The organism is Oxalobacter paeniformigenes, from assembly GCF_027158465.1.
Taxonomy (GTDB): domain Bacteria; phylum Pseudomonadota; class Gammaproteobacteria; order Burkholderiales; family Burkholderiaceae_D; genus Oxalobacter; species Oxalobacter paeniformigenes.
In genome coordinates this window covers 470,574-491,309 of record NZ_JAMKYL010000001.1, presented here as the reverse complement: position 1 = coordinate 491,309, position 20,736 = coordinate 470,574, and the positions used below count along the sequence as shown (strand labels likewise).

Genomic DNA, 20,736 nt, shown 5'->3' with positions numbered 1-20,736 from the left:
AGGAATAACCGCCCATCACCTCCCTGCCGACTATCCCGTCCTCCATCGTCACACTATTGCCCTGCACGACGCCATCACTGTAAGAGAAGCCGCCGAAAAGGGCCGACATGGATTCACTGCCGGTCATCACGACATGATTGTCGATGGCATTACCATTGTCGGTCTGCCCACCCATCACGAATCCGCCCACATAACTGCCGCCGGACACCGAAACCCGGTTATGACTCACATCCCCCTGAATGCGAACATAAGCACCATATGCCTCACCGACATGGGTACCCACAATCGTCAAGCGGTTGTTCTCCACCGTACCGTTTTGTGCATAGCCTCCGTATGCATTCCGAGGGACTTCGCTCCCCACATAAACGTCATTGCCGCTCGGCACATCGACATTGCCATAATCCCCATTCCAGGGCACATTGCCATGCCCGCCATAATTGACCCCGGTATCGACATATTCCCCATAAGCGCAAACCAGCTTCGGAAACATCGCCATACACAACAACGTCGGTACGAAAAACCGCCTCATGCATTTGTCAGGCCTGACATTCATCACAGGACCACCACACGCTCGCTAGTGAAAACCCTTGTCAAACATAAAATCTCCAATCCCTGATACCGTAAAACAAAAAACAAACCACCTTGAAAAACAAACCGTTACCGCATTCCGGCTCCCATCCGGACACCATTCGGCCATCAGCCAAACGACCGGTATGCACAAAAGCAGCGGTCAAAACACCCCGGAAACGATCGCATGACGTACAACGCCACCCGCCATACCGACACGGACGATACACATCATGTTTAAAAACACGTTGCAAGAAAAACGAACTCCTTCATCCCCTTTTCCGGAATGCCGTTCGTCAAACTTGTCTATGTAGATTTCTGTGAAAAATATGCCGGACAAAGACAGAACCTGTTCAGATGAACGAACCGGTATCTATTTGACCTTCATGTAAAAAAGCGCACCTCACGCAAAAAATTCACTGCAAGCGTGGCAAGCGACACCACGCGCCGTCCGGCTGAACTCTCGACTATCGACGAATGTCCCGTCACCCGATCGCTTGCCCCCACAAGGCCAAACGACGGACATCCATGACAATCATCAAATGAGATTGATTTTCAGATTGATTTTTAATTTGATTCTTGAATTGATTTCCGTTTAGCTTAACATACAAAATGAAAAGATATGCTCCTGTTTCTTTTCCACAACATTCCACGAACAAACCACTGTCCCCTGAACCGAACCCGCACCTTTCCCCCATTTTTCCCGCCAGCCCCCGTTATCCGAAACAAACCGCCCGATCCCGGTACGCCGAACGAGCGCCCCCCTGCATCCTGCACGCCCACACACCCGCATCGCGCTTGCCGTATGTCCGGTTTCCCGACTTTGCCATCATCCGCACCCCGATCCATCCGGCAAACCGCATCTTGCTCCGTCAACCGTACTTCCACTGTGCTTCCGTCTGGCTCCGGTTCTCAAAAGTGCCACGATTGTCCGAAGTCTTCTTTTTCCGGTCTTATCATCGTTTTCATGTATTCATTCGGAACTTGTTTTTTTCCGTTCCGGTTTGTTTGTCCGGTTACGATGGGGGGGTTATGAATTTTTCGGATGGTTCCGATAAAAGGTCTGGCCAGTCTTTTTTTCCTGTTTCTTCAACTTCGTCTTCACGGCGCGAATCTTTTCCTTTCGGTACCGATCGTCCCGACAGTGCCGATTTCGGCAAGACGCTTTCCGATCCTTTTCGATGGTTGTCTTCTTCCCAGATCGACGGGCTTCTCGCTTCACGTTTCGTGGGCGATCCACCAAAGGATTTGATGGGGAAGCCGCTCCCGGAGCCTGAGGCCGGGCAGTATGCGAAGCGCTGGCTGGATCGTGTCGCTTCTTTTTCTCCTGATTTGCGTGATATATCTTTCGGTATTCAGTACCGTTCGAATCCGGTTTTCCGGCAGCGGGCCAACCGCTCTGTTTTCGGGAACTGGCTTGCGCTTTCGGGTTCGTCGGGTTCCGATACGGACAAGCCGGTTTTTCCGGTTTCCGGCTCCGCTTCCCGTTCCGTAACGGCAAACCGTTTTTCCGGTCGGCCGTCCGGTTCGTCCGGTGTGTCGGGTTCGGATGCAAAGGTTCTCTTGCCTGATGATGGGGCTTCGGTGTCTGTGTCACGGGGTGCCGGGAAGGGGTCTTTTCTGGATGATGTGCTGGATACGTTCGGGAATGCTCTGGGTGCGTCGAGCCGGGTGCATGGGGATCGTCCTGTCGGGCATGCCGATGAGAGTGCAATTCAGTTTTTCCGGTCTTTAGGTGAAGCGGCTCACCAAAATCTCGGGCAGAATTCCGCCGTGAATGGTTACGGGCGTTCTCCTGTCGGGCATGCCGATGAGAGTATGGGGTTGCTGGAACAGGCGGGTTTTTCTTCTTTGCAGCATGAGGCTGTCGCGGATTCCATGCTGGACACTTTCGAGAGAGAGGGGTTTTCTTATGACCGGGACAAGGTCGATAGGCAGTCCAGGGCGTTTTCCGGGGGAGTGGAAAACGCTGCAAAGACCGCACAACGTTCGCTTTATTCTTTCGCTCATGTGTCCGGCAGCTGGCTTTATGATTTGACCGGTGGAGACCCGGTTGCCTTGCGCAAGATGGAGGCGGATATCGCACGTCTGGACAGGGAACTCAAGGATATGCGTGTTCTTTCTCCATCGGAGATCTGGGTCGCGGGGGATCCTGTGAAGACCAAGGAGAATCTGACGGTTTATTTTTATCAGCAGTTGGGGGATTGTCTGGTGAATGTTCCCATCGAGCTGGTGTTCGGGCATATCAACGGTCTTGCCGCGACTGTCGGGGTTTCTTCCGCACGGCTTGCTTCCCGTATCCATGCCGATGTCATCGGCAAACAGGGGCATGGCGATCACCGGGCCGCGACGCTTTATGCTATCCCGCTCGGGCTTCTCGCCGCCGCCAAAATCCCGACGCCTTTCCCGCCTTCGATCAGGAACGGAAAGGAATTCAGTTCGTGGCTGGAAGGTACTCTTAACAATTCGGCTATCGACTGGCTTCAGGATATGGGGGTTCAAAAGGTGATTAGAGAACGTACAAAAATCCATTCAAACAAAGGCAATAAAAACCGATCTATCTAAAATACGATCTTGACCCGCCGGAACCGGACTGTCCATAATAGACCGGTTCCGTTCGACGACCTGATACCCATGGCTTTTTCCAGAACCCTGTACTGGCTTGCACTCTGCATCCTGCCCCTTTCCGTCTGGGCCGACAAGGCGGAAAAATGCGACCGCCTCTATGACGAAGCCCGATACCGCGAAGCCATGGCTTGCTACATGCAACCTGACGTCCGAAACGATCCGGGAATGATGAACCGTATCGGCTACATGCACAATGAAGGACAAGGCGTTCCCGTTGACATTCAGGAAGCGCTCCGCTGGTATCGACGGTCTGCTGAAGCCGATTTTGCTGAGGCACAGTTCAATCTGGGGCTTATGTACGATAATGGTTGCGGCGTCCCGCAGGATTACCATGAAGCCGCAAAATGGTTCATGAAAGCCGCCGAACAGGGACATGCCGACGCAGCATATAATCTGGGCTATTACTATGCCACCGGCAGCGGCGTCACGAAGGATTACCAAAAAGCCCTGCACTACTACCGCAAGGCCGCCGAACACGGCGATATCACCGCCTATGCATCCATCGGCCTTTTCTACGACAAGGGAGAGGGTGTCCCGATAGACCACAATCGCGCCGTCCAGTACTACATCATGGGCGCCATGGCCGGTCATGCCCATGCGCAAGCCCTGCTCGCCGTCAACTATCTCGTCGGCGACGGTGTCCCGAAAGACAAGCGCCGTGCCGCCTACTGGTTCGAACAGGCCGCCAACAACGGCTATCCCGTCGCCATGCAACAAATGGTGAAAATTTATACCTACGGACGGTACGGCTACGACCGTGACCCCGAAAAAGCCGAATACTGGCGGAACCGCTACAACCAAACAATCGACGAACAGCGCAAAACCGGTTCCCGCTCCGTCGAACCGCCCTTGCCTTTCTCCCTGCCTTCTCTGACTGATTGACCATCCTGAACCGGACTGCCCCGCGCCGTTCATCGCATTCCACAACCGGCGCTGCCACACATTCCGCACACCCGCCTGCACACTTTCCACCGACCTGTCGCCATCACCGATCGTTACCGGATATACCCGCACTGGTCTCGCCATCCGTCATCGGTACCGTCACCCGGACTGCGGTGACATTTTGATAAAACGCCTTTCGCGGGATACACCGCAAGGCTAAAATATACGAACAAGCCCCTGACAAGGCACCGTACCCGTTTCCGGAAAAAAACATGAATCCCCGAACCGCCGTCCGACTGTTTTTCGACCTCGTCATACTCATCACGCTCGTCCTGCTCTACAACAAGCGCGCCATCAGCATGGCATGGCATGAAATCTCCGGACTGGTCCTGTTCGCCTTCATCGCCGTCCACCTCATCATCAACCGGACATGGATCAGCGCCATCACCGCGCGCATTTCATCCGGCAAACTGCCCGCACGCACGTTGCTGAGCTACGCCATCTCCTTCGGTGCATTCATCGCCTTTTTGCTCGTCGCCATCAGCGGCATCGCCCTTTCCCGCGTCGTATTCGGCATTCACAGCAACCTTGCCGTCTGGAAAATCATGCACAAGACCGGCGCGGCCGTCGCGCTTGCCCTCGTTGGCGTCCACCTCGGCCTGCACTACGACTTCATCACCAGCATGCTGGCCCAATGGTTCGCCGTACCGGAAAAAGCGCGCTCCATCCTGCATGAACTGCAACTGGTCAAACCGGTACTGAACATCCCGCGCGGCATACGCACCCTGCTGAAAAACACCTTCATCGTCATTGCACTGGCCGGCGGCGCCGTCAGCTTCGCCACCAGTCCTTTCCTCGGCTGGCTCGCCCTGCCCTTCGTCACCCGTCCCGCCAAACCGGCCACCCCGCCGCAACCCCCCGCCACCGTCATCGCCGCCGCCCCGCAAGCAACTGCCGCCGAACGCCCCGTCCGGCAACAGCAACGCATCCGCGCCCGCGACGGCAGCGGACAAGGCACAGGACAAAACACAGCGCAAACCGGCGAACAGGGTGCCGGATACGGCAACACCGCACAAATCAGGGCAAGACAGGGAGCCGTACAAGGCAACAAAGGCAAGGTACGCGACCAGCCCGGACTGGCGACCATCCTCAAGACCCTTGGCCAATACACCAGCATCACCCTGACGATTGCCATCGTCACCGCGTTCATCGACGTCGCCCTGCGGAAAATCCGTGAAAAACGGGCCACATCCTGAACGGTCAGCCGTCCTGTCCACCACCGCTCACACACTGCACGTCAGCCTGTCCCGGCACCAAGGCCTGCCGCGACACCGCGACAAAAACACCCCGCACGCCATCAACCCGCATGCCCTGGCGGCATGTCCCATACGTACCGGCCACATCCCGTACAAGACCTGCCGGCAAGTGGCAAGCCACATTTTGCACAGCAAACGCTTTTCCAGCGCTTGTCATACTGTTATCATTTCAAGTTAAAGATGCACCCCCCATCACACTTTATACAGAGGCCATCCATGCAAGCAAACAAACGGCAAAGCGGATGGAAACGCTATGTTTCCCTGCTGATATTCGTCCTTCTGATCGCACCGGCCGGACTGGTATTCGCCGGCGTAGCCGAAGATTCCGCCCAGGGCGTCGCGCTATACAAGGTCAAGCGCTACGAAGACGCGCTGCCCTACCTGCAAAAAGCGGCAGAAGGCGGCGACACCACCGCCCAACTCTATCTGGGCAACATGTACCGCGAAGGACTGGGCGTCAAAAAAGACTATGCCAAAACCATCCCGTGGTTCGAAAAAGCCGCCGCAGCCGGCAATCCACGCGCACAGACCTATCTGGGCATTGCATACAGCGAAGGACTGGGCGTCGAACCCGACTACGAAAAAGCCGCCCAATGGTTCCTGAAAGCCGCCGAACAGAATCACCCGCCGGCACAAACCCTCGTCGGCGTCATGTATTACAAGGGCATGGGCGTCGAACAGAGCTTCCCCGAAGCGAAAAAATGGCTTGAAAAAGCATCCGCCAACGGCGAACGCGATGCCCAATCCTTCCTCGGCCTGATCTATCTGGACAACAGCGAAGAAAGAAACCCGGCCAAAGCCATCGCCTTGCTGACCAAGGCCGCCGACCAGAACGAGCCGCTGGCACAAACCGTTCTCGGCATCATGTACATCCAGGGCAAATACGTCAAACAGGACTACGCAAAAGCCGAAGCCCTGCTCACCAAGGGCGCCGAAGCCGGCAACCCTGACGCCGCCACCTTCCTGGGCAACATGTACTACCGTGGCCAGGGCGTCAAGAAAAACAAGGAAAAAGCCGTTTACTGGCTTGAAAAATCCGCCATCCGCGGCGACGTCGATGCACAGGAACTCCTCTATCGCATCCACCACGCCAAACCCGGCGAATTCGACGACTGAACCATCATCCAGTCCGAATGAAAAACGCCTGCGATGCAGGCGTTTTTTTACATCCCGACCGCCGGAAAAACCGCCGCCTTCCCCCTGTCGCACGACAGCCACCCATCCCCCCTACCGGACACGCTTTTTCTGCCGGGGACAAACCGCCGCCGATACCGCCCCCAGCTCAGGATGCTTTCATGCACAAACCTGCCGACCATCAACCGGAAACGGCAGCCATCCGGGAAAAAAGCGGAAAGAGGCACCGCCATCCGGAACACAAGCCGTCGGCAATCCCGCAGTCAATCACCAGTCCTGACCGCAGTCTGCCCCCCGCCGGATACCGTCATTTCACCAAACCGCCCGTTCCGGCAACGAACGGACATTTTTTGCATGGATGCAAGAGAATACGGACAGGAAAAACATCGCGGACAGACGAAACGGCGGGAAAAACCGGGGATACGGAAGTATGCAAACCGTGACCGAACCATTCATCACAGGCTGTTCCGGCAGTATTCGGGTGACCGTACCTTTCCGTGAATGGCTGACACCCGAAAACGGGACACGGATCGCCGGCGGATCGGAAAGGCGGAAAAAGTGCCTCGTACCGGCGCGATCATGCCCTATGCTTTTTTGCCCGTTTGTGCAGCACATGCGGTATTTCCCTGATTGCAAAGGAAAAATGACGCTTGCCGACAGACTTGTCCACAGGAAACGGGGATAAACCCCATTCCCCGGAAGAAGCGGAACGAACGAATCGCAAGCAACATTTCGCCTTCATCTCCCGCCATCTTCCGTCATATTGCACGCTTTTTGCACCATCCTCGTGATGAAGCGCATCATTCCCGGCAAACCGCCGTCAGAACGGGAAACACAAGGCTATCCGCCATCCGGCAGACCTCAACGCCCGCCCGCCGCAGGCAACGCCTCACCCGCCGCCTGTTCCCCGTCATCGAAACGGCGGTCATAAAGCAGCGCGGCATTCAACACCACCAGCACCGACCCGACATTGTGAACCAGCGCCCCGGAAATCGGCCCCAGCACCCCCATGACCGACAAAACGATCGCCACCGCATTGATCGCCATGGACAAGGTGATATTGAACCGGATGGATGATACCGTCGCCCGCGACAGGCGTTTCAGATACGCGATCCGTCCGGGATCATCCCCCATCAGGGCGATATCCGCCGCCTCGACCGCCAGATCGCTTCCCATCGTTCCCATCGCCACCCCGACATCCGCCGTTTCCAGCGCCAGCGCATCGTTCACCCCATCGCCGACCATGCACACCACCCGACCGTCCTGCCGGAAACGATCCACCTGCGCCGCTTTCCGCTCCGGCAGCAATTCCGCATACACCGTATCCACCCCGACCTGCCGCGCGACATATTCCGCCGTCTGCGCATGATCCCCCGTCAGCAACACCGTTTCGATACCATCCCGCCGCAAGGCTTCCACAACCTGACGCGCCTGCGGACGCACCGTATCCGACAACGCGACCACACCGGCGGCCCGACCGTCCGCCATCACCAGCACCGCCGCCTTTCCCTGCCGCCGGAATCTTTCCAGCGCCGCAACTGCCACATCCGGAACCATCATGCCGCACTGTTCCGCAAACGCCGCCGTACCGCACAAAACCGCACGATCCCCGACACGCCCCCGGATTCCCCGGCCCGGCTCCATTACAAAATCCGACACCGTCTCCATCGTGACACCCCGCAGCCGCGCACACGCCACGATCGCCTGACCGAGCGGATGCTCCGAACGCGCCTCCGCCGAAGCCGCCAGCGCCAGCACATCCCTTTCCGTCCAGTCCGGCAAACACGGAAAAACATCCGACACCGCCAACAACCCCGACGTCAGCGTCCCCGTCTTGTCGAACGCCACCAGATCGACCTGCCCCATCCGCTCCAGCGCCTCGCCCGACTTGACGATCACCCCGTTCTTCGCCGCCTGGCCGACCGCCGCCATAATCGAAGTCGGCGTCGCCAGCACCAGCGCGCACGGACAAAACACCACCAGCACCGTCACGGCGCGAACGATATCGGACGTCACCAGATACGCCACCACCGCGATAACCATCGCCGCAGGCACCAGCCATTGCGCCCAGCGATCCACGATCCGCTGCATCGGCGCCTGCCGTTCCTGCGCTTCCTCGACCAGCCGGATCAGCTTGCGCAACGAAGCGTCATCCCCCGTCTTCGTCACCCGGATATCGACCGTCCCGAACCGGTTCACCGTCCCGCAAAACACCTCGTCACCCACCGACTTGTCCACCGGCAACGACTCGCCCGTCATCACCGACTGATCCAGCGACGTCATGCCCGAGACGATCACCCCGTCGGCAGGCACCGCCTCACCCGGCAACAGGCGCACCGTATCCCCCACCTTCAGCGTATCGGCGGCGACGACCGACTCCCCCCCGTCCGTCACGCGCCGCGCCGTAGCCGGCACCAGATCGAACAGGCGGCGCAAACCCTTTTGCGCCCGTTCCACCGTCCTGTCCTCAAGCCATTCCCCGATCGCCATGATGAACGCCACCTCGCCGGCCGCGAACAACTCCCCGATCGCAATGGAAGCCGCCATCGCCACCGAAATCAGCAAGGCAGACGAAATCTGCCGGTCACGCACCAGCCGCACCACCGCCAGATACACCAGCGGAAACCCGCAAACCGCCACCGTCCCCCATGCCGGATCGAGAGGCCAGGACCATCCAGCCAGCATCGCCGCCAGACTTGCCGCCAGCAATACCCCGCCGGCCACCGTCATCGCCGGACGCGTACACAACCGGAACAACGCTTCCATCATCGCCTCCGCCTAGACCATCCGCGAAAACTGCTCGATCGCCGAAAACAGCCTGTCCATCGTCTCATCCTTGCGACCGCTCTCGATCCCGTCCAGCACACAATGATGCATATGCCCCTGCAACACGATCTGGCCCGTCTTGTGCAACGCCGCTTTCGCCGAACCGATCTGAATCAGAATATCCTCGCAAGGCTTGTCCTCCTCGATCATCCGGATAATTCCCCGGATCTGTCCCTCGATCCGTTTAAGCCGCAACGTCACCGCATCCACATCCATACACTGCTTCATATCCACTCCTTCCGAACCAATATACCCTATACCCCTACCCCCTATACCAATACCGTCATCCTAATACCGTCCGCAAACCCCGTCAATCATTCCCGTGCCAGCGCCCGTCCGCCCGTGCCACAACCCGCCGCCCGGCGCAAGCCCTGCCGCCATTTTTCTGCACGACACTCAACATTTATCAGAACAAGCACCGAATCCCTGCCCTATCCTGCAAGAAAAACAGGCGAAAAACCTGTCCATCCACCCCAAACCAGAGGAAAAACCATGTCACAAAAAAGCATCCGCACCACACTCGCAGCGACCGGCATCGCCGGTCTGGCAGCTCTCATTTCCGGCAACGCCGCAGCGGCGACCGGCGACCACTACACCATGCTCAACCAGTGCATCGGCTACTACAACCAGAGCCAGTACGAACAGGCGCTCCCCTGCTTCACCAAAGTCGCGCAAACCGGCAACGACCAGGCACAAACCTATCTGGGTATCATGTACCAGCACGGCTTCGGCACCCAGACCGACCTCGCCACCGCCGCGAAATGGTACAAACTCGCCGCCAAACAGGGCGATGCCTGGGCGAGAAGCAACCTCGCCGCCATGAGCAACCCCGAACTGGCCACCGGCAAAGACTACGCCGAATACCGCGAAGCGCTGGATACCGGCCTGTCGCAGAACGAACCCGAAGCCCAGATGGCCATGGGCATCATGCACTACTACGGACTGGGTGGCGTTCCGCAAGACTACGGCAAGGCACGCGAACTCTTCGAAAAAGCCGCCAAAGGCGGCAATGCGGACGCAGCCGGCTACCTCGGACGCATGTACTACTACGCCATCGGCACCGAACAAAACAGCATGATGGCGCGGCAATACCTCCAGCAGGCAGCGCAAGGCGGCAACGTCCAGGCCAAAAAACTGCTCAAGACCATGCAATAAGCCGGCGACATCCGGATTCTGTTGCAAAAAAGAAAAGCCGGATGCATGGCATCCGGCTTTCTGCGGAAAAACCCGTCCAAAACCGGTATCATAATCCGGTACCACCCCATCCTGATCCCCCAAGGATAACCGCCATGCCCAGCCATAACGCCCCCTTACCCGGCCTGCCGGACAAACACCGTTCGCTTTCCGCACCGTCCCTGCCGTTTCCCCTGAAAAAAACCGTCCTGCTCACCGGCATATTCCTCATCGCCGGCCTGTTTCCGGGACCGGGAAATACCACCACGATCAACAACGGCAACCTGACCAGTACCTTCGGCGACGGATCGGCGAACCTCGATCTGCAAAACAACGGCACCATCACCGTTTCCGGCAACGGCATGGCAGCCGGCGACAACTCGACACTGCAAAACAACGGCGCCATCACCAGCAACAGTTACCGCGCCTACGGCATGACCGCCACATCCGGCAGCGACCTGACCAACGGCAAGACCGGCACCATCACCATGAACCGGCCCCACGGATACGGCATGGCCATCAGCGGCACATCCGGCACCCTCACCAACGACGGCCAAATCACCCTGAACAACACCCTCACCGCAGGCCTTTATGCCGCCAACAGCGGCACATCGCCAGCCGCCATCAGCGTCACCAACAACGGCACCATCACCGGCAAAGGCAACGACAACGTCGGCATCAGCGCCAGCGGCAGCGGCATCACCGTCACCAACAACGGCACCCTCAACATGCAGGGAAGCAACAACGGCGGCATCGTCGTCAACGGCGCCGGCAGCACCGTCGCCAACACCGGACAAATCAACGTCAGCGGCACATCCGGCAAAGGCGCCGAAATTTTCGGAACCGGCACCACCTTCACCAATACCGGCACCCTCGACATCTCCGGCATGTACGGCACCGCGATCGAAGCCGGCCCGCAAACCACCATCTACCAGAACGGCACACTGACCGTCACCGGCACCAGCGGCACCGGCGTCAGGCTCGAAACCGGCGCGACACTTTCCAACACCGGTACCATCACCACCACACAGGATTACAGCTACCCCGTACTGGGCTACGACGAAAACATCACCGTCACCAACAGCGGCCTGATTTCCACAACGGGAACAAAAGCATCCGCCATCGCCCTCTCCGGAAACAACAGCCGCATCACCAACACCGGCACCCTCTCGACATCGGGCGACTACGCCTACGGGATTTCCATCAGCGGCGACGGCGGCAGCGTCACGAACAGCGGCAACATCATCACCACCGGCGACAATGCGCACGGCATTCTGGTCACGGGCCAAAACATCACCATCTCCAGCACCGGCACGATCACCACGACCGGAACCGGCAGCCATGAACTGTCCATCGGCAATACCGACGGCAGCTTCACCGGCAGCGCCACCCTGACGGCATGGTCCGTCACCCTCTCGCCCAACCAGTGGACCGATACAGACAGCCGGCCCATCGCCGTCGGTCCGGGTTCCACGCTGAATTTTGCCAACACCCGGCTCATCCTGCGTCCCGGCAGTACCGCCAGCGGTTTCGCCTTCAACCAGCGCTACAACGTCGCCGACATGATCGACAATGACGGCACCGTAACAGGCGGCATCGGCAGCGACGTCCCTGACGCCGCCATTGCCGGCGCCATGCCCATGCTCAAGGCACAACTCTACGGCAGCAGCGCTTCCGGTGCCGGAAACCAGCAAGTCTCGCTCTCCATCGAACCCGAAGACAACCACGGACAAGGCGCCAACAGCGCCGCCGTACACCGCGCCGCCGCCCGCATGTGGCTGCTCAACCGCACGCTCGGCAACGCGCTTGACGCCCTCGTGGCCGCATCCGACTGGACATTCTTCATACAACCCTACTACCAGCACTCGCGCGTGACCGGTTCGGCCTCCAGCCGCTCCGAAAGTGAAGGCCTGATATTCGGCGCGACCGGCCGGCTCGCCGACAACTTCACCCTGGGCTGGCACGCCGGACTGGAACACACCGACACCTCCGTCGGCGGACATGGCCTGAAATCGGATGGCCACGCATGGATGGCCGGACTGCACGGCCGGTACAGCATCATGCCGGGCTGGCATCTCCAGGGACAGACAAGCGCAACCGTCTCGAGAAGCGACTACCGCTTCGCCATGGAAGGCGACAACGCAAACGACAAACGAACCGAATACGGCGTATTCGCCAGCCTCAAAAGCATCTGGGACATCCCCCTGACCGAACGCCAGACCCTTTCGCCGGAAATCGGACTGGCATGGGCATGGATGCGCAACCCCGCCATGGACGCGAACTGGCGACAAACCGCCAACCAGGACATGAACCTGCACTTCGAAAAACGCGATTTTTCTGCGGTTTACGGCACCGCCGACCTCCGCTGGAGAGGCAATTTCACCCACGCGGGCAACACCTTCCTGCCGACTTTTGCCGTCGGTGTCCGGCAAAACCTCGCCGATGGCCATGTGGATTCCGGCTTCACCTTCATGGACAAGCGCTACACCGCCAACCTGACCGAAGACCGAACATCCGGCATCGTCGATGCCGGACTGCGCATCACCCGTGGCAACTTCTCCGGCGCACTGCGTTACAACGGCGAATTCGGCAGCCACTTCACCGACCACATCATCTGGGCGGAAATCGGCAGCACCTTCTGAATACCGTCCACCCCACGATACCGGCACCGGCCGTCAGGCGGGCGCCGGGTCCGCTTTCGCATCCCCCGGCACGCGCCGCCCGGCACATCCATCCGTTCCCCCTCATCGCAAACCGTTTTTCCATCATGAAATATGGCTGCAAAACAACACTTTAGCCCCAACCGCTACGCAACCACGCGTCCGCTTTGCTATCATCGCCACACACGAAATACCGTCATACACAAGATTTCGCCATGTTTCGCCCGATTTTCACGAACAACCCGTTCACCCGATGGGCCTCGCGGCTTGTCCTTGCCTGCTGCCTGCTGCCCGCCGCCACACCGGCCATCGCCGCCGAAGAAAAAAACGAAGGCATACGCCTGTACCAGAACCAGCAGTACCACGAAGCCGCCCCCCTGCTCAAACGCGCCGCCATCAAAGGCAACGCCAAAGCGCAAGCCGCCCTCGGTCTGATGTACATGGAAGGACTGGGCGTTTCGCAAAACTACCGCAAAGCCAAAAAATGGTTTGAAAAAGCCGCCCGCCAGGGACGCGCGGACGCCCAAACCTTCCTCGGCATGCTCTACAGCCGTGGCCAGGGCGTCGAACAGGACTTCACGACCGCCAAAACATGGTTTGAAAAGGCCGCCGAACAAGACTTCGCCCCCGCCCAGACACTCGTCGGCATCATGTACGCCAAAGGCGTCGGCACCTTCCGGAACATGACACAGGCCGAACGCTGGCTGGTACGCGCCGCCGACCAGGGCGAAAACGACGCCGCGACCTTCCTCGGCATCCTGTATCTGGACGGCAAAGAACTGCCGGCCAACACCGAAGAAGCCTTCCGCCGGTTCTCGCAAGCCGCCGAACGGGGCGACGCCAACGCACAAGCCGCCCTCGGCATGATGTACTTCTCCGGACAAGCCACCACACGCGACCCGCAAAAAGCCGCCGAATGGCTTGAAAAAGCGGCGACAGGCGGCAACACAGACGCCCAAACCTTCCTCGGCACCCTCTACTACCGGGGCATCGGCGTCGAAAAAGACCCTGCCAAAGCCTCCTACTGGCTCCAGAAAGCCGCCATCGCAGGCGATGCCGACGCACAAGACACCCTCAACGACCTGCTCGGCAACGACACCACCACCCCAAACGCCCCGGAAACGGCATCGTCCGCAGAATAACCGCCCCCTGTCCGGGCAGAAAACTGCCCGGCATTCCGCCATCGCGTTTTTCCGGAAAAACCGGCCGTTTTCACTACCGTCACCATACACCGCGCCGCCCGCCACCGACCGCACGCGCCACAGCCCCCCGAAAAACCGCGCATACAACCGCCAACCGTCACGATCATGCCGCCATCGCAAGCCATCATGCATCCATCATGCATCCATCATGCAAAAAAACAGCCAAACCCGCGAAAAAACGGGCGGCATTATCCCGGACTGCCCCATCCTGACGCAACCGCCATCGGACACCAGCGGTCACCTTATCCCCGTTTCCTGTGGACAACCCCGTGAACAAAACGGCTTTTCCCTTGCCTGACAACAGCTTGCACCCCCTGCCCGTCCGGCAGGCATTCCCGTCGCCCTTCACCGACTCCCGTTTTCCCATGAAAAAACCCTGTTCCCGTCAAATGGGAACAGGGTTGCCTGCCACCGCCCGTTTACTGCCGGAGATGGTATCGTCCTAGAAACTGTACCGGATACCGCCTGATACCTGATACGTGGTTCTGACCGGATTACCGGCAGTCGTTTCGATTTCACCATAAGCCGCCAGACTCTTGTTGATATTGAACGTACCGCCCAGTGCGAATTCACCCCAGGTACCGCCCATATCTTCCGTCTCGCTCATGCTGCGACCGTTCATGCTGACCCGCGTTTTGGCCTCGCCTTCCCAGTCATGCAACACACTGGCGCGGACATACGCACTGCCGGTCTTGTCCGGCGATACCCAGCCCGCCGCGACACCCAGACGGCCCACCACCGTATCGATACCATCCTGTTTGACGCGAGCATTACCCAGATTCGTATGGTTGGTATAGCTCGTCCCGCTCAAATGCCCCAGCATCAATTCCGCCTGCGGCTCGACATAATAACCGCTGTCCCCCAGTCCGAGACGCCAGCCGTATTCCACACTCGCGCTGGTACCCCAGGTATCCATACTGCCCGAACCGGATGCACCATTCTGGTAATAAATATCGTATTCGCTCTGGAGCTTGTGCCGCTTCACGATCACGTCCACATACTGGCCGCTTTCACCCATCCAGCCGCCGTACAGGCCGAAACTGTAATTCTTGTCGTCAGTCGAACCGTTTTCCAGCGAACCGTCACCGTCCGTATAACTGGCCGTGGCACCCACATAAAAATCGCCGATACGCTTGTCCGCGCCGATCTGCAAGGTCTGGTACGTATTGTGGATGTTCTTGTATTCGCTCTGACCTGCAATCGCTCTCGCCCACATGCCATCTGCCTGCGGCATCGTGCGCAAATCGCCCATCCGCTTCGACACATCGTTCATCTGCGCACGGAACGTCAGGAAATTCATCGCGCTGATCATTTGCAGCGCATCCGTACCCGTATTCTTCGCCTCGCTTTGCGAAACGACATTGCCCGTACCGTCCACGACTTGCGTCATCGCCCCGTTGACGATACCTTCCTGAACGCTCTGCAACTGCGTCAGGCTGCCGGTACTTCCGGTTCCCGTAACCTGCACCGCATCTTTCAGCCCCGTCATATCCTTCACATCATCGGCCGTAATACCGGTGAAATTCACCGCCATGCGGGCATCACCGCTGACCTGATCGACCGCCAGCTTGCCCATATCGAACTGCGTGCCGTCTGCCGTGCTGGCGCGGACATTGACCGTACCGCCCGTACCGGAAAGATTTTCCACCCTGACCGTCTGCGCACTGCCGTGATTGAGATTGATGACCCCGCCGTTCATCGCCAAATCGTTGATCGCCACAGTCTGCAATCCCGATGTCGTATCCCCGTGTTCGGAAACCAGCGACGGATTCCACTGTGCCCCGTTGGACAGCCCCAGCTTCAGACCGCTGACTTCCAGATACTCCGGATCGCCAGGCTGACCGGTACCATAGGACGTCACGGCATTGCCGTTCCAGTAGGAACCGGCGCCGTTGAGATTGACCAGCACATCGGCATCGGCGACCGTCCCCGAAGTCGCCTTGTCGAAATTGAAATCGATATTGCCGTTGAGTTTGACGGTCTTGTCCCCTGCCTCGTTGACACGGACAATCGCACCGCCGCGCGCCACGATGGCATCATCGGCATTGACTTCGAGATTGCCGTTGACCTTGACGATACCTTGCGACATCGCCACGATACCCGATGCCTTGCCCGCTTGCGTCGAAGTGGCGTTGATTACGGTATTTTCCGCATTGATCTCTACCGTCGCGATCTGGTTCGGATCGCTTGCATCAGTCGTTCTGTTCTGCGCATAAATCGCATAAACATCGCCGTTCCCGCTGACATTGATATCCACCTGTTTCGCCGTGATCGAAACCAGACCACCCGGAAGAGACGCGCTGTCGTTATTGGCCGTCACACCGCTGGTGACTTCATAAGCAGTCGTCGAAGCGCTGCTGTCCACATTGATCTGGACAGATTGTGTTTCGGCATTCCCCAGATTCATGATCGCCCTGTCGCTGCTGTTGCTGCGTGCGACCACACCTTGCTTCTGGACGACGGTTCCGTTTGCCAGTGTGACATCAGCACCGCTGACGGTGATCTGGCTATCGTCAATCGATGTAGTGCCGCCCTGGATAATGTACGGATAATTGGTTGGATCGACCGCCTCGATGGTGGCGGCGAAAGAAGGTAACGCAACCACCAGCGCAGCCGACAGAACCGACAGGCGGAAAACGCCTGCCTTGCAGAATACAGATTGGATAGGCATAAAAACTTTCCTTAAACAGGCACGGCGCGACCGCACCGGCAAAATGTCATGTAACGGAATCAACCGCAAACAGTTCAGGACTGTTCAATACAGTTCTGCTAAACACTATTTAGCGGACATGTTTGTTTATGCCAAAAAAATGAAACAAATGCAACAAAAAAAGTACCCTACCTCATCCGGATTTCACCGGAAAATTTCCCAAAACCGGCTCACATAAAGTACATGAATATAAAAGATTTTTTAAAAACATTATGTTATGCGCACATCAACATCCGCCAATAGTGTTTACCGGAATTTTCCGGACACGGACAGACTGCCACACAATGTTGCATGAACGAAACAGTCAATACACTTTATACAATTTTTAATCTACTTCGCCCAGAACGGCAACAGATACAACACGATCCCCAGCACCCCCGTTCCCAGCATCACATGGATAGGATCGACCTTGCGCCAGCGACGCAAAACGACGAGCGCCGCGCCGAAGATGAACACCGCCACCCAGTCCGTATGGGGGAAATCGGCGAAAGACGGCGCCGTTTCCTTGTGCCAGAACGCCAGAAACACGATCGCCAGACCGGCGAACGCGATCATCGACACCACCGCCGCCCGCAACTGCAACAACACATTCCTGACCATCCGGAACCCGCGGAAACGGTAATAGGCGAACGCCAGCGCCAGCACGATCAGGCACGACGGCAGCACACAACCGAACGTCGCGACCAGCGCACCCGGAATACCGGCGATATTGATGCCGACGAACGTCGCCGAATTGATCGAAATCGGTCCGGGCGTCATCTGCGAAATCGTGATGATGTCGGCGAACTCCGCCATCGTCAGCCAGTCGTGCACCTCGACCACCTGATGCCGGATCAGCGGCATCGCGGCATAGCCGCCCCCGATGGAAAACAGGCCGATCTGGAAAAAACACCAGAACAGTTCCAGATAAATCATGCCCCGTCACCCCGCTTTCCGTCAGCCTGCCCGTCGTCCGCCGGTTCTCCCTGAGCCTGTCCGCCCTCGCGGCGCGCCTTTTTCTCCTCGAACCGTATCCGGCGCAGGCGTTCGCCGTAAAACGTATCGATCACCCCGATCAGACCGCACACCACGATCACGGCAAACACATTCACATCGAGCAGCCAGACAGCGGCAAACGCCCCGACCATGATGAAAACCGGCAAAATCCGCTTGCGCGACACCACGTTTTTGCCCATCGTCCAGACCACATCGAGAATGATCGCCGCCACCCCGGCCTGCATCCCCCGCATCGCCAGCGCGACATACACGTTATGGCGAAACGCGGCATAAAACACCGACACCAGCGAGAGAATCAGCAAAGGCGGCAAGACCGTCCCGAACAGCGTCACCAGCACCCCGCGCAACCCCGCCAGCCGATACCCCAGCAAAATGGACGCATTGACCGCGATCGAGCCGGGCGCCGACTGCGCGATCGCCGTCAGGTCTAACATCTCATCCTCGTCGATCCATTGTTTTTCGCGGATGAACTTGCGGCGCATCAGCGGCACGATCACGAAACCGCCCCCGACCGTAAACGCGCTCAGCTGAAACGTCGTAATGAAAAGCTCCCAGAAAAACCGTTTGTTCCTGACCGTCATGCCTGCACTTTCCGGCATTTCCGTCCTGCCGGATACTCCTGTCCGATACCGTCCGGCAGCGCGACACCCGACCCGCCGGACACCCAAGCCGTAAACATAACCGCCATTTTGCATTTGCACAATCGGCACCCCGCTTCCGGAACCGTCGGCAAACGGCTGCCGCCCCCTGTTCCGACGCCCCCTGTTTCGCGGTACGGCACCCGCACAACATCATTTTTTTTACCCTGCGTCGAAAACTGCCCATGCACGCAAGCCGATTTTGACAGAAATCGTCAAAATCCGCCAAAACCGCCGATTTCACGTGTTCTGACGGCAAAACACCCTTTTTTCCAGCGAAAAAGCAAAAATCGCTTTGAGCACAAGGCAAGCCCTGTTATCATGGCGTCCGTTTTGAAAACCGTTTACACGAGCCATACCGGAATGTCCAAAAACATCACCCGCAAACGCAGGATCCTGCCCTGGATCGTCGCCTTTCTGACCCTGGTGCTGGTCATCATCAGCAAGACCGCCTATTCCGCCGGTGAAACCGACTTCCGGCAGGGCATGACGCACTACAAAAACCGCCAGTTCGATCAGGCATTGCCATGCCTTGAAAAAGCCGCCAATGCCGGCAACACGGACGCACAGGCGATGATGGGCGTTCTCTACTTCCGCGGCAACGGCGTCAAGCAAAACGACAGCGAAGCCGCCCGCTGGTTCGAAAAAGCCGCACGGGCAGGCAATCCCGACGCACAAACCTTCATGGGCGTCATGAATCTGGAAGGACGTGGCGTTCCGAAAAACGAACGGCAAGCCCTCGTCTGGTTCGAAAAAGCCGCACGGGCCGGAGAAACCAACGCACAAAATTATCTGGCGACCGCCTACATGAAAGGACAAGGCACCACGCCGGACACCGCCAAAGCCATCTACTGGTACACCCGCGCCGCGAAAGCGGGCGACGCCAACGCCCAGAAAATCCTCGGCGCCCTCTACCTCAACGGTCATGACGGCGTCACCAAAGACACCGCCAAAGCCAGACAATGGCTGAGAAAAGCCGCGGATCAGGGCGATACCGACGCCGAACAACTGCTCAGGCAAATTCCATAAACCGGCAGGCGCCGGCATCGCCTCCGGGCGTTGCGAAATCGCGCCATCCCCTGCACAATCCCGCGGAAACACCATCCATATCAATGACAAAACCGGCACGGGACGCCACACTCCCGTACCGTTACCGAAACAACCAGACGCCATCCACAAACAAGATGTCCACACCAGTAAAACCGGCTCGTACCGGCGGCAAACGCACACGGACGAAAAACGCGAAAACGGCAGCCGGACAAGCTGACAACATCACCACCCCCGAAACCATCCGCCTGCACCTGCCCGAACCGGCCATGCCCGACTTTTGCGGCAAACGCGTGCTGGACATGGGCTGCCGGGACGGCTGGCACTGCCGCTACGCCATCGAACACGGTGCCATCGCCTGCACCGGCATCGACGCCTCCGAACCCCACATCCGGCAAGCCCTGCGCCACAACGCATCCTTCTGGACGGAATACCGCTGTGCCCCCCTCGAAAACCCCGGACTAAAACCGCAAACCTGCGACATCGCCCTCTGCGCCTACGCACTGGACGAACACCCCGATCCGCAAACCGTACTGGCACACATCCATCGCAGCCTCATACCCGGCGGCACCCTCGTGCTGTGCGCCAGACACCCCCTTCACACCGCCACAGGCACACCCGATACCGCAACGGACAACAACGACACATCCGCCGCCACCCTGTTCGCCCGCTACTTCGACGAAAGCGAACGCGCGCCCGCCAAAGGCAAACCCGCCCCCTGCCGCCACCGGACGACCGCCACCCTCGTCAACCGCGTCATCACCGCCGGATTCACCCTGACCGGCCTCTCCGAACACGCCCCCGTACCGGCGCACACCGACGACACCCAAACCCCCGTCCCCGCCTCGCCCGCCGCCCTCGTCATCACCGCGAAGCGCACCGGCTGACACCGGCACACCCCCTGCCGGACAACCGCATCCCGCCCCCACATCACGGCAACCGGCCGCCCCTACCCTG

General features: G+C 58.7%; 14 protein-coding genes. 9 read left to right on the top strand and 5 right to left on the bottom strand.

From position 1 onward, the window contains the following. The first annotated feature begins 1,599 nt into the window (after positions 1–1,599). The 4 genes from NAI64_RS02205 (at position 1,600) to NAI64_RS02190 (ending at position 6,509) form a co-directional block, all read left to right on the top strand. Complete coding sequence (locus tag NAI64_RS02205) at positions 1,600–3,132, top strand: hypothetical protein (RefSeq protein WP_269297349.1); 1,533 nt, start codon at positions 1,600–1,602, stop codon at positions 3,130–3,132. A gap of 69 nt (positions 3,133–3,201) precedes the next feature. Beyond that, positions 3,202–4,077, top strand: a complete 876-nt coding sequence (locus tag NAI64_RS02200) for a tetratricopeptide repeat protein (RefSeq protein ID WP_269297347.1) — start codon at positions 3,202–3,204, stop codon at positions 4,075–4,077. Between the two features lie 272 nt (positions 4,078–4,349). Further along, a complete protein-coding gene (locus NAI64_RS02195) occupies positions 4,350–5,333 on the top strand; it encodes a DUF4405 domain-containing protein (protein WP_269297345.1) in 984 nt (327 codons plus the stop codon). Between the two features lie 276 nt (positions 5,334–5,609). Further along, entirely contained in the window at positions 5,610–6,509 is a 900-nt protein-coding gene (locus NAI64_RS02190) for a tetratricopeptide repeat protein (RefSeq protein ID WP_269297343.1), read from the top strand. An 879-nt stretch (positions 6,510–7,388) separates the two neighbouring features. Here the strand turns inward: NAI64_RS02190 and NAI64_RS02185 are convergent. Together NAI64_RS02185 and NAI64_RS02180 are read right to left on the bottom strand one after the other, a co-directional pair. Beyond that, positions 7,389–9,293, bottom strand: coding sequence for a heavy metal translocating P-type ATPase (locus NAI64_RS02185; protein ID WP_269297341.1), 1,905 nt, complete (start codon positions 9,291–9,293; stop codon positions 7,389–7,391). A 12-nt stretch (positions 9,294–9,305) separates the two neighbouring features. After that, positions 9,306–9,581: a metal-sensing transcriptional repressor gene (locus NAI64_RS02180; RefSeq protein ID WP_269297339.1), complete on the bottom strand. Its 276-nt coding sequence runs from the start codon at positions 9,579–9,581 to the stop codon at positions 9,306–9,308. Between the two features lie 264 nt (positions 9,582–9,845). On the opposite strand from NAI64_RS02180, the gene NAI64_RS02175 reads away from it, so the two are divergent. The 3 genes from NAI64_RS02175 (at position 9,846) to NAI64_RS02165 (ending at position 14,328) form a co-directional block, all read left to right on the top strand. After that, entirely contained in the window at positions 9,846–10,508 is a 663-nt protein-coding gene (locus NAI64_RS02175; RefSeq protein ID WP_269297338.1) for a tetratricopeptide repeat protein, read from the top strand. Between the two features lie 134 nt (positions 10,509–10,642). After that, positions 10,643–13,168 carry an autotransporter outer membrane beta-barrel domain-containing protein gene (locus NAI64_RS02170; protein WP_269297336.1) on the top strand — a complete coding sequence of 842 codons (2,526 nt, stop codon included), beginning with the start codon at positions 10,643–10,645 and terminating at the stop codon, positions 13,166–13,168. A 233-nt stretch (positions 13,169–13,401) separates the two neighbouring features. After that, on the top strand, positions 13,402–14,328 hold the full coding sequence (locus NAI64_RS02165; RefSeq protein ID WP_269297335.1) for a tetratricopeptide repeat protein: 927 nt from the start codon (positions 13,402–13,404) through the stop codon (positions 14,326–14,328). A gap of 502 nt (positions 14,329–14,830) precedes the next feature. Here the strand turns inward: NAI64_RS02165 and NAI64_RS02160 are convergent. From NAI64_RS02160 to NAI64_RS02150, 3 genes are all read right to left on the bottom strand, one after another. Then, a complete protein-coding gene (locus NAI64_RS02160) occupies positions 14,831–17,059 on the bottom strand; it encodes an autotransporter outer membrane beta-barrel domain-containing protein (protein ID WP_269297333.1) in 2,229 nt (742 codons plus the stop codon). A 369-nt stretch (positions 17,060–17,428) separates the two neighbouring features. Then, entirely contained in the window at positions 17,429–18,013 is a 585-nt protein-coding gene (locus NAI64_RS02155; RefSeq protein WP_269297331.1) for a chromate transporter, read from the bottom strand. After that, positions 18,010–18,693 carry a chromate transporter gene (locus NAI64_RS02150; RefSeq protein WP_269297330.1) on the bottom strand — a complete coding sequence of 228 codons (684 nt, stop codon included), beginning with the start codon at positions 18,691–18,693 and terminating at the stop codon, positions 18,010–18,012. The genes NAI64_RS02155 and NAI64_RS02150 overlap by 4 nt, the downstream gene beginning before the upstream one ends. A gap of 360 nt (positions 18,694–19,053) precedes the next feature. Between NAI64_RS02150 and NAI64_RS02145 the strand changes: the two genes are divergently transcribed. Next, positions 19,054–19,761: a tetratricopeptide repeat protein gene (locus NAI64_RS02145; protein WP_269297328.1), complete on the top strand. Its 708-nt coding sequence runs from the start codon at positions 19,054–19,056 to the stop codon at positions 19,759–19,761. 155 nt (positions 19,762–19,916) lie between these two features. After that, positions 19,917–20,666, top strand: a complete 750-nt coding sequence (locus tag NAI64_RS02140) for a class I SAM-dependent methyltransferase (protein WP_269297326.1) — start codon at positions 19,917–19,919, stop codon at positions 20,664–20,666. The last annotated feature ends 70 nt before the right edge of the window (positions 20,667–20,736 follow it).

Bases quoted from the DNA above. Each gene is read 5' to 3' on its own strand.
- NAI64_RS02205 (WP_269297349.1), top strand. From the start codon at position 1,600: ATGAATTTTTCGGATGGTTCCGATAAAAGGTCTGGCCAGTCTTTTTTT.
- NAI64_RS02170 (WP_269297336.1), top strand. From the start codon at position 10,643: ATGCCCAGCCATAACGCCCCCTTACCCGGCCTGCCGGACAAACACCGT.
- NAI64_RS02185 (WP_269297341.1), bottom strand. From the start codon at position 9,293: ATGGAAGCGTTGTTCCGGTTGTGTACGCGTCCGGCGATGACGGTGGCC.
- NAI64_RS02200 (WP_269297347.1), top strand. From the start codon at position 3,202: ATGGCTTTTTCCAGAACCCTGTACTGGCTTGCACTCTGCATCCTGCCC.
- NAI64_RS02190 (WP_269297343.1), top strand. From the start codon at position 5,610: ATGCAAGCAAACAAACGGCAAAGCGGATGGAAACGCTATGTTTCCCTG.
- NAI64_RS02155 (WP_269297331.1), bottom strand. From the start codon at position 18,013: ATGATTTATCTGGAACTGTTCTGGTGTTTTTTCCAGATCGGCCTGTTT.
- NAI64_RS02195 (WP_269297345.1), top strand. From the start codon at position 4,350: ATGAATCCCCGAACCGCCGTCCGACTGTTTTTCGACCTCGTCATACTC.
- NAI64_RS02150 (WP_269297330.1), bottom strand. From the start codon at position 18,693: ATGCCGGAAAGTGCAGGCATGACGGTCAGGAACAAACGGTTTTTCTGG.
- NAI64_RS02145 (WP_269297328.1), top strand. From the start codon at position 19,054: ATGGCGTCCGTTTTGAAAACCGTTTACACGAGCCATACCGGAATGTCC.
- NAI64_RS02160 (WP_269297333.1), bottom strand. From the start codon at position 17,059: ATGCCTATCCAATCTGTATTCTGCAAGGCAGGCGTTTTCCGCCTGTCG.
- NAI64_RS02180 (WP_269297339.1), bottom strand. From the start codon at position 9,581: ATGAAGCAGTGTATGGATGTGGATGCGGTGACGTTGCGGCTTAAACGG.
- NAI64_RS02140 (WP_269297326.1), top strand. From the start codon at position 19,917: ATGTCCACACCAGTAAAACCGGCTCGTACCGGCGGCAAACGCACACGG.
- NAI64_RS02175 (WP_269297338.1), top strand. From the start codon at position 9,846: ATGTCACAAAAAAGCATCCGCACCACACTCGCAGCGACCGGCATCGCC.
- NAI64_RS02165 (WP_269297335.1), top strand. From the start codon at position 13,402: ATGTTTCGCCCGATTTTCACGAACAACCCGTTCACCCGATGGGCCTCG.